10 protein-coding genes are annotated in these 11,471 nt (G+C 64.8%); 6 read left to right on the forward strand and 4 right to left on the reverse strand.

Annotated features, from left to right (window positions below; translation table 11 throughout):
• Positions 1-68: 68 nt before the first annotated feature.
• The 6 genes from V2S85_RS07905 (at position 69) to V2S85_RS07930 (ending at position 8,973) form a co-directional block, all read left to right on the forward strand.
• Entirely contained in the window at positions 69-638 is a 570-nt protein-coding gene (locus V2S85_RS07905; RefSeq protein WP_330702317.1) for a TetR/AcrR family transcriptional regulator, read from the forward strand.
• 115 nt (positions 639-753) lie between these two features.
• The gene (locus V2S85_RS07910; RefSeq protein ID WP_330702318.1) at positions 754-1,257 is read left to right on the forward strand and encodes a DUF6999 family protein; all 504 of its coding nucleotides are present in this window, start codon (positions 754-756) and stop codon (positions 1,255-1,257) included.
• 94 nt (positions 1,258-1,351) lie between these two features.
• Complete coding sequence (locus V2S85_RS07915) at positions 1,352-2,251, forward strand: hypothetical protein (protein WP_330702319.1); 900 nt, start codon at positions 1,352-1,354, stop codon at positions 2,249-2,251.
• A gap of 248 nt (positions 2,252-2,499) precedes the next feature.
• Positions 2,500-5,358 (forward strand): TonB-dependent receptor domain-containing protein, encoded by a 2,859-nt coding sequence (locus tag V2S85_RS07920; RefSeq protein WP_330702320.1) that lies wholly within the window; start codon positions 2,500-2,502, stop codon positions 5,356-5,358.
• Complete coding sequence (locus V2S85_RS07925) at positions 5,358-6,743, forward strand: hypothetical protein (RefSeq protein WP_330702321.1); 1,386 nt, start codon at positions 5,358-5,360, stop codon at positions 6,741-6,743. Before V2S85_RS07920 ends, V2S85_RS07925 begins: the two co-directional genes overlap by 1 nt.
• A gap of 13 nt (positions 6,744-6,756) precedes the next feature.
• Complete coding sequence (locus V2S85_RS07930; RefSeq protein ID WP_330702322.1) at positions 6,757-8,973, forward strand: carboxylesterase family protein; 2,217 nt, start codon at positions 6,757-6,759, stop codon at positions 8,971-8,973.
• Positions 8,974-9,206: 233 nt separating this feature from the next.
• Here the strand turns inward: V2S85_RS07930 and V2S85_RS07935 are convergent, their stop codons facing one another.
• From V2S85_RS07935 to V2S85_RS07950, 4 genes are all read right to left on the reverse strand, one after another.
• Positions 9,207-10,142 carry a response regulator gene (locus V2S85_RS07935; RefSeq protein ID WP_330702323.1) on the reverse strand — a complete coding sequence of 312 codons (936 nt, stop codon included), beginning with the start codon at positions 10,140-10,142 and terminating at the stop codon, positions 9,207-9,209.
• Positions 10,143-10,277: 135 nt separating this feature from the next.
• Positions 10,278-10,739 carry a hypothetical protein gene (locus V2S85_RS07940; RefSeq protein ID WP_330702324.1) on the reverse strand — a complete coding sequence of 154 codons (462 nt, stop codon included), beginning with the start codon at positions 10,737-10,739 and terminating at the stop codon, positions 10,278-10,280.
• Position 10,740: 1 nt separating this feature from the next.
• The gene (locus V2S85_RS07945; RefSeq protein WP_419198173.1) at positions 10,741-11,181 is read right to left on the reverse strand and encodes a TadE/TadG family type IV pilus assembly protein; all 441 of its coding nucleotides are present in this window, start codon (positions 11,179-11,181) and stop codon (positions 10,741-10,743) included.
• Positions 11,182-11,194: 13 nt separating this feature from the next.
• Positions 11,195-11,386 (reverse strand): Flp family type IVb pilin, encoded by a 192-nt coding sequence (locus V2S85_RS07950; RefSeq protein WP_330702326.1) that lies wholly within the window; start codon positions 11,384-11,386, stop codon positions 11,195-11,197.
• Positions 11,387-11,471 lie beyond the last annotated feature (85 nt).

Here is an 11,471-nt window from a genome sequence, read left to right on the forward strand (position 1 = left end):
TCCCGTGTTTGCTATGGTGAACGCCTATGGGTCGCAGATCAGATCACAGCCGCAAAGAGCTGGAGCACATGCTCATCATCGAGGGCCACAAACACATGGCGGACGTCGGCTTCGCGCGGTTTTCGGCAAGGGAAGTCGCCAAGCGGATCGGGTATTCGATCGGCACGCTGTACAATGTGTTCGGCACTTACGATCAGCTTATCATCGCCATCAACACGCGCACTTTCGTGCTGTGGACGGACTATATCCGTGACGCGCTGGGCAAGAGCGGGGGCAAGAGCGGGGACGACCGCATTCGCGCGCTGGTGGAAGGGTACTTCGGCTTTGCCCGTGCCAACCGCAATGCCTGGATGGCGATCTACGACCACCACCTGCCCCCCGACGTGACGATGCCGCCCGAGCATGACGCGCTGCGCGGCCAGTTGACCGACGTGGTGGTGGAGGAAGTGCGCGCCGTGCTTCCGCCCGCCTGCCAGGCCGAGGCACCGCGTCTGGCGCGCTCGCTGGTGGCGACGGTGCATGGCCATTGCATGTTCGATCTCAACGGCTCTTTCGCATTGATGGGGGAGAAGGAGCCGATGGCACTGGCGCTTGCCCGCGTTCGCGAAAGCCTCTTGGCCGCGCGCGCAAGCTGTTGAAAATGTTCTCTGGACGGCACAATTGATCGCCGTCCAGAATTATATTGAACACCGATCATAACTTTGCCATCACAGGCTTTCCGATGATTCGTCCAAGACTTCGGGAGCATTTTCAATGCGTGCCTATGTCACCGGTTCGGGGCAGTTCCTGCCCGGAGAACCGGTCTCCAACGCCGCGATGGCTGACTATATCGGCCGCCTCTCGCCGCAGGCGGAGCGCCTCGGCACGGACATCGACAAAGTCCATCGGATCGACTTCTCCGCCATCGCCGAGAATGTCGAGCTGGAGGAACTGCCGCGCGGCCGCTTCAATGTGATCAACCTGCAGACCGCCATCGAGCGCTACACGCCCGCTTACGCGATATTTCTGACGGACCGCGATTTCTGGCGCGCAACGAACTCGCTGCAGCTCGACGAGACCATCGGCCTTTATGCCGCGCGGCTGACGGGAGAGGAAAAGCACCTCGCGATGATCGTCAACGGCCATCCGCTGGTCCCGCACTCGACCTTGCGCGCGGGCTTCCGGCTGATGCTGCACGGCCTGTCCACCGAACTGCTGCACGGTTTCCTGCTGCACATGAAGCGCAGGCAGGCCGAAATGGAAGGAACCGGTCAATGATCGCCACACGAATCGCGGTCACGACGCTGATCTGCCTCGCACGTACTGCCGCGCTGGCCGCTCCCCCCAGATCGAACTGAAAGGCACACTCTCGATGAAGCAGCTATTCCTTCCGGCCGCGATGAGCGCACTGGCCCTGATGACGGCCTGTTCCGCCGGCGATCATGCTCCCGGCGGCGATGCGAGCGATCCTGCTTCCGAAGCCGCCACAGGCGTCATGTCCGAAGCGGCGATGGCCGAGGAAAATGCCGGTTTCACTTCCGAGGTCAGAGAACTGGCCTTCGATCCGGTGTCGCAGCTGCCCAAGGCGCCCGCCAGCGCCGCCAGCCGCTCGGAATGCGCCGGGCAGGTCATCGATGCGAAGTCCGCCGCCGCGCGCGTGGTCGCCGAGGCAGGCTGGGGCGTGACCGGAGAAGCGAAGGTCGGCGCATACCAGCTGGTCAGCTTCGCCGGTTCGTTCGAGCCGGGCACCAGCGGTTCGTGCTTCGTGAGCAAGGGCAACATCGGCGTGTTCGAGGGCACTCGCCTGCGCGCCATCGCCTATGCCCGCTCGGGCGGCAAGGAAACGATCGGCCGCATCCAGCCGTTCGGCAAGGACGGCGCGCGCATCTGGCATGGCGACATCGTGCCCGCGCCGATCGCGGACATTCGCCGGAGCGCGCGAGGGCTGGTGCTCGGCAAGCTCGCCGCCGAGGAGCAGACCTGCGGCGGCGCGGTGCCGGCGATCAACGACATGCCCATCACCCGCGCCCGCAAGGCGCTGATCGCGGCAGGCTGGACGCCGGTGAACCACGGCGGCCCCGATGACCGCATCGACGAGCGTGAACAGGCGCTGGCGCAGCTTGGCGTGACCGAAGTGGACAGCTGCTCGGGCACCGGGTTCGGCTATTGCCGCTTCGATTACCGCAAGGGCAAAGCGACGCTGGGCGTCACCACCGTGGGCGATGACGAGGCCCCGAATGTGTCCGACTACGGCGTAAGCTGCGACCGGTAGCAGACCTCGGCGATCGGCAAAGCTCCTGCTCTCCTCGGCACGCCGCGAGGCAAGCATTGGGCAAGCCCGGATGATCCGCCTTTGCCCTGCACAAACGAAATCACGTTATGCCCAGCGCAAATTTATTTCTCTGACTGCATAAGCAATACCCCACATGTAAGGCCTGCATGTCAGAACGTGCCTCGAATTCAGCCCGGAGTTGCAGCTTGTCTGGCTTGCCGGTGAATGAAAAAACGGGGTAGGATGTTATGAAGTCCAAGTATGTTGCGTGTTCGCTCTTGGCCAGTGTCAGCGCCGTAGGCCTGGCCCTTCCAGCGCTCGCGCAGTCGGCTGATCGAGGGCGAGGCGAGGCACCGAACGCCGCCGCTCCGGCGGAGCCCGAGGCCGCCTCCGCGCAGGACATCATCGTCACGGGTTCGCGCGTCATCCGGGACGGTTCCGCCAGCCCGACACCGCTGACCACCGTGGCGACCGACGCACTGCTCGCCGCCGCGCCCTCCGGCACGATTTCGGACGCGCTCAACACCCTTCCGGTGTTCTCGGGCTCGCGCAACTCGTTCAGCAACCCGGGTTCCAACGCCACTGGCGTACAGGGTGGCAACGGCAACGCCAACGTCCTTAACCTGCGCAACCTGGGCGCGACCCGCACGCTGGTCCTGTTCGATGGGCACCGCGTGCCGCCGACACTGTTCAACTCGACCGTCGATGTCGACATCATTCCGCAGGAGCTGATTCAGAGCGTCGACGTGGTGACCGGCGGCGTTTCGGCGGTCTATGGTTCAGATGCCGTCTCGGGCGTGGTGAACTACGTGCTCAATCGCAAGTTCAACGGCTTTCGCGCGCACGGTGAAATGGGCATCTCGCAATACGGCGATGCCGCGACCCGCAACATCGGTGGAGCGTTCGGCACGGACGTGGGCGATCGCGGCCATTTCGAGATGAGCCTGCAGCACCGCGAGGCGGACGGCATCCTGCACCGCGCGACCGCGCGCAGCTGGGATAACCTGGCCTCGCTGCAGGGCGCCGGCACCGCCACCAATCCCTACACCCTGCTCAGCAACGTGCGCCTGAGTGGCTACAGCTTTGGGGGCAAGATCACTTCGGGTGCGCTGAGCGGCATGACCTTCAATTCGAACGGCGTGCTGTCTCCGTTCAATACCGGTACCTCCACGGGCTCGTCCTGCTGCCAGATCGGCGGCGATGGCGCGTACCAGGATGCATCGATGATCGCACCCTCCACCGCGACCCAGGTTTTCGGCCGTTTCGACTATGATCTGACCGACGACGTCCATGTCTTCGTGCAGGGTGGCGGCAACTTCAAGAAGAACACGTCGTACACCGGCTGGAACCAGCTCGCGAGCCTGACTCTAAGTTCGACGAACGCCTTCCTGCCGACGGCTTACCAGGACCAGCTGCTCGCGGCCGGCCAATCGACTTTCACGATGAACGAAATCTGGTCGGGTGCGCCGCGTATCGCTGCCACTTCCCAGACTCGCCAGATCTATGTGAATGCGGGCATCGAGGGCTCGCTGGGCGCATGGAAGTGGAACGGCACTTACACCCATGGTTCGTCGCGCCTGAAGACGGTGGTCAAAAACCTGCCGAACGCAGAGCGTCTTTCGGCCGCGCTTGACGCGGTGGTCGATCCGGCCACCGGCAATATCGTCTGCAACGCCTCGCTCACCAACTCGGCCTATTCGAACTGCGTGCCGCTCAATCTGTTCGGGCCTACGGCAGCAAGCCAGGCGGCGATCGACTACGTGCTGGGCAGCGTGTCCTATCTTTCGCACACCACCATGGATGCGGCCGACGCCGCGATTTCCGGTACCCCGTTCTCCACCTGGGCCGGGCCGGTCAATGTCGCGCTATCGGCCGAGTGGCGCCGCCTGTCGTTCAATTCATCGGGATCGACCACGCCGACCGATTACGCCGACTGCACCAGCCTGCGCTACAATTGCACCGCCACCACCGCGCTCTACCCGACGACCTTCCCTGACAGCGACACGGTTTCGCAAAGCGTGAAGGAAGCGGCGATCGAGGCGGAAATCCCGCTGCTCAAGGACTTCGTTCTGGCCCGCTCGCTCAATCTCAACGTGGCGGCGCGGTATACCAGCTATTCGACCAGCGGCGACTACTGGACCTGGAAGCTGGGCGGGGTGTGGGAAATCACCGACGACCTCAAGCTGCGCGGCACGCTCTCGCGCGATATCCGCGCACCTACCCTCTACGACCTGTTCCAGCCGACCACCGTGGTCTGGGGCAACTATACCTACCTGCCGACGTCCACCACCTCCACCGCGGTCTACGCACCGTCGATCAACGAGGGTAACCCCAACCTCACCGCGGAAGTCGGTCATACCTACACCTTCGGCGCGGTGTACAAGCCGCACTTCGTCCCCGGTCTGACGCTGACGGTCGATTATTACCACACGATCATCGACAACGCGATCACCACCGTCCAGGGCTTCAACACCGCGACCCAGCAGTCGTGTTACAACTCGGGCACTTACTGCGACCTGATCCAGGCCAATTACTCGGGCACGACGCCGGCGTTCTACATCCGGCCCTACAACCTCTCGAAGATCCGCACCTATGGCATCGACGGCGAGGTATCCTACGCGACCCGCCTCGGCGGCCAGCCGCTGTCGATGCGTGTGCTGGTGAATTATCAGCCGCACATCTACTACGAGCAGCCCGGCGCGGTCACGGTGGACCAGGGCGGTGCCGGCTGGGGTGCCAACGGCCTGATGCCCAGCCCGAGCGTGCAGGTTTCCGCGTTCCTCGGTTATCAGCTGACCGACACCATCAAGATCGACCTGTTCGAAAAGTACCGCAACAAGTTCCGCCGTAGCGGCGTGGCCAGCCACGTCTTCGCCGACCCCTACGTGAGCAGCTATGCGACGACCAATCTGACGCTGACGTTCGACACCGGCTCGGCGTGGAAGGTTCAGGATAGTGCGTTCTACGTAAGCGTAACCAACTTGTTCAACGCCAAGCCGCCGCTTAGCGGATATTACAGCGGCCAGAGCGCGGCGGGACAGTCGTTCGAATTCTCGGACGATCCAACCGGCCGGGCGTTCCTCGTCGGCTTCCGCGTGAAGGGCTGATGCGCAAGCAGCGTCTGAAGATCGCCCTCTTGGCCGTCGCCGGGCTTATTGGCACGGGGGCGGTCGCGGGGCAGGCGGCCGCGCAGGACGCGGCGCCTGCCATCCGGACCACGTTCGTGCACCTGGGCAAGGGCGTGCCCGCAGTGCTCTACGAACCCGCCATTCCCGGGCCGCGTTCCGGCACGGCGGTGTTCGTGATGCACTCTGCGGCCGATTACCTCAGCTTTTCCGCCTGCACCGAGCTTTCCCAGCGCGGCTACCGCGTGCTGTGCGCCAATAACAGCACGTCCAAGTCGGGTGTGTCGAACGACGGGATGCTCGACCAGGTGCTGGTCGAGGCGGGCGGCGGGGTCGCCTGGCTGCGCAAGACGCCCGGCGTCGAGCATGTGGTGTTGCTCGGCCACAGTGGCGGCGGTACGGTGATGAGCGCCTATCAGTTCGTCGCCGAGGGCGGCCTCAAGGCCTGCCACGCGGCGCAACTGATCTGGAAGTGCCCGGATACGCTTGCGCATCTGCCGCCGGCGGACGGCGTCATGCTGATCGATTCCAACTGGGGCCTGGCGGCGATGACGCTGTTCAGCATAGACCCGGCGGTGAAGGACGAGGCAAGCGGCATGGATCTCGATCCGCGGCTCGACATGTATGCCCCGGCGAACGGTTTCAACGCCACGGGATCGCACTACCCCGCCAGCTTCACGCGGGAATTTCTCAAAGCCGAGGGCGCGCGCAGCAATGCGCTGATCGCCAGCGCCCGGCGCCAGTTCGCCGCAATCGAGGCGGGCAAGGGCCCCTATGAGGACGACGCACCGTTCGTGGTGCCCGGCGCCATCCTGCTCGGCAGCAACAACAAGTTGTTCTCGCAGGATGTCGGTCTGATGGCGCATACCCGTCAGGCCTGGCCGCTGCTCCACGCGAATGGCCGCCCGACGATAGAAGTCGTGCCCACCGTGCGCGTGCCGGAGAACGTGCGCAGTCAGACGCCTTCGTTGATGCGCGGCGCGCTCAAGACCACCGTGCGCAACTACCTCAACAACTACGCCATCCGTACCGGTCCCGATTTCGGCTATGACGCCACTTCGGTGCACGGGGTGGACTGGACCTCCACTTATGCCAGCCCACCGGGCAACGTGCAGGGCATCACCGCACCGCTGCTGGTCATGGGCATGACCGGTCACTGGGAGTATCTGGCCGCCGAGACAATTTACGACCTGGCCCGGTCGCAGGACAAGACGCTGACCTTCGTCGAGGGCGCAACGCACATGTACGACACCTGCAAGGCCTGTGAACGGCATCCCGGCGAGTTTGGCGACACGACGAAGACCACTTACGACCATATCGCCGACTGGCTCGCCAAGCCGGGCCGCTTCGCGCCCGCGAACGACTGAACAAGGACTGATGATGCGCTTCCCGTTCGCCGCCCCCGGGCTTGCAGCACTCGCGCTTGCCGCTGCCGCCTCCTCGCAGCCCATGCCGACCTCGATCGGCCACGACGCCGCGCTCCTGATCGACGCGCAGCCGGCGAAGGGGAACGCGCGGCTTACCGTCACCAGTCCCGGCTTCGGTGCCGGCGGCGAAATCCCGCTCTCCGCCACGCAATACGGTGAGAACCGCTTTCCCGGTCTATCGTGGTCGCCCGGCCCCCGGGGCACACGCTCCTACCTCGTCGTCGTGCAAGGCATGCTGGGCAAGGACGGTTCGACTGCGGCAGGCACCAGCGTCCATCTGACGCTGTTCAACCTGCCCGTCGGGACGACCATGCTTCCCCCCGGTCTTGGCAGCCTTCCCAGGGGAGCGAGCTATGGTCCCAACGTCCATGGTCCCGCCGCCGCCTATGCCGGGCCGCATACTCATGACGCGAGCCGGCATCCCTATCATCTCCAGGTCTTCGCGCTCGACACCCTTGTCAGCGAGGCGGCGGCCTCAGACTACGGTGCGCTCAAGGCGGCATTGAAGGGCCATGTGCTGGCTTCGGGCGAGGTCGTGGGCTTCGCCTCGCAACCCGCTTTCGCAGCGGAGGCGGGCACCCTTGCCGCGAGCACGCCCGTGCGTGTCGATACCGGACTGCTGGCGGGAAGCGCAGGGCGTGATCCAACAGTGGCGGTCTACAAGGGCATCCCCTATGCGGCGGCGCCGGTCGGCCCGCTGCGCTGGCGCCCCCCTGCGGCGCCGGCCGCCTGGGAAGGCGTACGCAAGGCCGACGCCTTCGGCAACGCCTGCCCGCAGCCGGGCGGCGAGATGGCGCGCGGGATGCCGCAGAGCGAGGACTGTCTCACCCTCAACGTCTGGACCGGCGCCAAGCCGGGTAGCGGCGAGAAGCGTCCGGTCTATGTGTGGATATATGGCGGCGGTTTCATCGGCGGCACCGGCGCCAGCCCCGAGTTCGACGGCGAAGGCCTCGCAAGGAAGGGCGTGGTCGTCGTCACGTTCAACTACCGCGTCGGCGTACTCGGCTTCCTCTCGACCCCAGAGCTCAGCACGGAATCAGGACACAACGCTTCCGGCAACTACGGCCTGCTGGACGATATCGCGGCGTTGCAGTGGGTCCAGCGCAACATCGCGGCGTTCGGCGGCGATCCGGCCAAAGTGACGATCGGCGGCCAGTCCGCCGGGGCGGGCTCGGTGGGCTTTTTGGCCATGTCGCCACTGGCCAGGGGACTGTTCCGGGCCGGCATCGCCGAAAGCCATGCCCGCTACCCGCGGGACACGGAGCTACGCTACCTCTCGGTATCGTGGCGACCGCTGGCTACGGCCGAAAAGGCCGGTACGCGCTATGCTGCAGAGCACGGCGCCAAGACGCTGGCCGATCTGCGCGCCATGCCGTGGCAGGAACTGATCGAGGGCAGCGCCGCAATCGACGCCTCGGTGGAAACCGGCAGCGACGGCAAGCCACCGCTGTTCCGTCCGGTCGTCGACGGCTGGGTCATCCCGAAATCCTATTGGGATACGTACCGGTCGGGCGGTCAGAATCACATCGCCTACGTTGCGGGTAACAACAAGGACGAGACCGGCGCGGTCCCCGAGACCGCGTTCGCCGCGCTACGTGCCAACACCGCACCACCACGCGGCGGGATGCCGCAGAGCGCGGTGACGCTCGCGCAGTTCGAGGCCGGCGCCCGGCGCAAGTTCGGCAAGCTGGCCGGCGAGTTCCTGAAGCTTTATCCCGCAACCAATGATGACGAGGCGGCGCTGCAGAACAACGCATCGGCGCGGGACAACTCGCGCATCTCGACCTGGCTGTGGGGAACGCTGTGGCGCAAGGGCGATGACCTGCCGTTGCACACCTACTTCTGGACTCACGCGATGCCGGGATCGACACACGACATGCGCGGCGCCTTCCACGGGTCGGAAATCCCTTATGCCTTCGACAGCCTCGACGCTCTCGACAAGCCCTGGACCAAGGACGATCGCCGGATCGCTGACACCATGTCTTCGTACTGGGCCAATATCGTCAAGACGGGCAACCCCAACGGTCCCGGCTTGCCGCAATGGCCCGCCTGGAGTGCCGATGCCCCCCAAGTTATGGAATTGGGTGACCGCTTCGGTCCCATGCCGCTAGCCAGTCCGGCGAAGATCGACTTCTGGAAGCGCTTCTACGCCACGCAGAAACCTTGGTAGGCCGCCATTTTCGTCGTCAGATGATGGGCACGCCCCCATCATCTGACGGCGATCCGCCCATCGCCCTCTGCCGGGATTTGCCCAGCCAGACCCGAGTGCGACCTCAATAGGCCGCAACAGATGATCCACCGGGCAAGGCCAGCGCGATGCTCGCATCCGGTTTCGAAGGCAGGAAGATAGACGCGCTCGTGCTTCAGGAATGGGCGGGGCCATCTCTGAGATCGTACTGACGCCTAAGCCGTCTGCTGGCGCAGTTGGTCGGAAAGGTAATCGACCAGCGGCTGCTCGAACTTGGGGTCGATCGCCAGGAAATGCCGGCGCCGGTCCTGTTCGTCGGGCAACCGGCGCAGCACGCCTTCGTCGACCAGACGGCGCACCAGCCGCAAGGCGGTGCTCATCGGCGCGCCCGAGGCGATGCAGGCGCTCGATACCGAAACCCGCCGCGCCTCGATCTTCGCCAGCAGCAGGTCGAGCAGCATCGCCCAGGTCGGATCGCCGAACAGTTCGCCGCCGCCGATCTCGCGCCGCTTCATCTCCTTGCGCAGCAGGTCGCGGATGAAGCCGGTGAGCTGCCCCGGACCGATCGGCTCGGCGGTACCGGCACTCGCCGCCGGAGCCGCAGGCGCGGGCTGTATCGCCGCAGGGCCGGAGGCCGGACGAACCGGCTCGTCCATCAGGTACGACAGCCGCTGCAGTTCGGTGCTCAGCGTCGACATCCGGTCGAGCAGCATCTTGCGCGGCGCGTTCGCCTCGGGAAGGCCCTGGATGCGCTGGAGCGCGCGGCGCAGGTCCGCCTGGCTGATCGGCTTTTCGAGGAAATCGACCGCCGAGGCGCGCATCGCGTCGATCGCGACGTCCTTCGTCGCGTGGCCGGTGGCCATGATGAAGCGCAACTGGCGGCCCTGCTCGTCGGCATGCTGGGCCAGTTGGCCGATCAGCGTGATGCCATCCAGCCCGGGCAGGTTGTAGTCGACGATCGCGATCGAGATATCGTGCTCGCGAAACAGCACGAGCGCCTCTTCGGCGCTCGATGCCACGAACGGCTCGTAGCCCATCTGGCGCAGCGCGAAGGCGCACTCCTGCCCCCAGTCGGTATCGTCATCGACGATGAGAACCGGAGCGACCTGCCGGAAGACTCCGGCTTCGATGGCCTTGGGTATTTCCGCCATTGATGATCGCTCCTCCGCGCTATCCGCACTGAAGTCCTCGAATTCAGCAGTTTGTGGGCCAAGAAGAGACCCAAGGCGAGTCCGCCAACTCTTAGGCATCGCATCTTCCCATTCGTATTTCTGCGAATGCCCTTATCACATTCCCGGCAGATGTTGCTGCACCGCGACCGAAAATATTGCCACCGCCAGGATCGCCGAGGCGTCCGGACGGCGCCGTACGGCTCCGGCCCGCTGGAATGCGGCCAGCAGCACCAATGCCAGCGCGGCTAGCGCGACCATCGCGAAAGTTCCGTTAATTCCCAACCACGTAGCGCCCGCAGCCAATAGCTTTATCTGCCCGCCCGTGAGGATGCGCGCGCGCGTACGGGCGCGCAGCAAGGTGACTGCAAGGCTTGCCGCGCCAAGGCAACCCAGCCCGGCCGCGACCGCCCACAGCAGTCCCGGCGTTCCGCCCAGCGCCGCCGCTCCCGCAAGCCCGCAGGCCCCGAACAGCGCGTAGAGCCAATCCGGCGTCGTGCGCCCTTCCCAGGGCAGGATGACGACCGGAACAAGAACCAGAACGAGAAGTGCAAGATAGAAATATCCTGCTGCTTCCATCTCAATATCCCCCGTTGGTGACCGTCACGCTCGCCACGACGTCCTTGTCGGGAAGCGGTACGAACCCGGCATAGCGCATGATCGGGCTTGCGCTCATGTCATAAGTGACTTTCACCGTGAATGTCCCGGCTGTCGTGCCCGGCCCGGCGTCGATATCGGGTTCGGCCTTGCCGCCCAGCATCGATCCGTAGGTGTCGATGACTTCCTTCGCACGCGTCGTTGCCAGCGTCACCCGCTCGCCGGACGAAAGCCCTGCCACGGCGGCCCGCGCGCCTTCGGCCGCAGCCTGCCGCACGCCGATCAGGGCAGTGAAGTAGATCGAATAGATGATGATCGAGAACACGAGGGTCAGCAGCGCCGGAGCCAGCAGGGCGAACTCCAGCGCCGCGATCCCCTTGTCGCATTTCAGCAGGCGGACAGGCGTCCTTGCCGACATGCGCATCGTCTTTGCTCCCTTAGCTTCCGGTCGCTTCGGTGGTCTTGTCGAACAGCGAGTCGAACGCGCCGGTGAGGTTGGTCTGGAAGGTGGTGCCGACCGCGATCAGCGCAGCCACGACGATGCCGCCCAGCACGGCATATTCCACCGCCGTCAGACCACGCTCGTCCTTGCCGACGCGACCCAGGAACTTACGAACAGACTTAGCCATATCAAATACTCCCCATATTTCTCCTGGAATACTATCCCGCCGTCAGGAGAACACGGCTCAGTAAAAAGTCGATCAGTATAAATAC

Origin of the sequence: Novosphingobium resinovorum (genome assembly GCF_036352595.1) — a bacterium.
Lineage (GTDB): Bacteria > Pseudomonadota > Alphaproteobacteria > Sphingomonadales > Sphingomonadaceae > Novosphingobium > Novosphingobium resinovorum_B.

Bases quoted from the DNA above. Each gene is read 5' to 3' on its own strand.
- V2S85_RS07905 (WP_330702317.1), top strand. From the start codon at position 69: ATGCTCATCATCGAGGGCCACAAACACATGGCGGACGTCGGCTTCGCG.
- V2S85_RS07910 (WP_330702318.1), top strand. From the start codon at position 754: ATGCGTGCCTATGTCACCGGTTCGGGGCAGTTCCTGCCCGGAGAACCG.
- V2S85_RS07915 (WP_330702319.1), top strand. From the start codon at position 1,352: ATGAAGCAGCTATTCCTTCCGGCCGCGATGAGCGCACTGGCCCTGATG.
- V2S85_RS07920 (WP_330702320.1), top strand. From the start codon at position 2,500: ATGAAGTCCAAGTATGTTGCGTGTTCGCTCTTGGCCAGTGTCAGCGCC.
- V2S85_RS07925 (WP_330702321.1), top strand. From the start codon at position 5,358: ATGCGCAAGCAGCGTCTGAAGATCGCCCTCTTGGCCGTCGCCGGGCTT.
- V2S85_RS07930 (WP_330702322.1), top strand. From the start codon at position 6,757: ATGCGCTTCCCGTTCGCCGCCCCCGGGCTTGCAGCACTCGCGCTTGCC.
- V2S85_RS07935 (WP_330702323.1), bottom strand. From the start codon at position 10,142: ATGGCGGAAATACCCAAGGCCATCGAAGCCGGAGTCTTCCGGCAGGTC.
- V2S85_RS07940 (WP_330702324.1), bottom strand. From the start codon at position 10,739: ATGGAAGCAGCAGGATATTTCTATCTTGCACTTCTCGTTCTGGTTCTT.
- V2S85_RS07945 (WP_419198173.1), bottom strand. From the start codon at position 11,181: ATGCGCATGTCGGCAAGGACGCCTGTCCGCCTGCTGAAATGCGACAAG.
- V2S85_RS07950 (WP_330702326.1), bottom strand. From the start codon at position 11,386: ATGGCTAAGTCTGTTCGTAAGTTCCTGGGTCGCGTCGGCAAGGACGAG.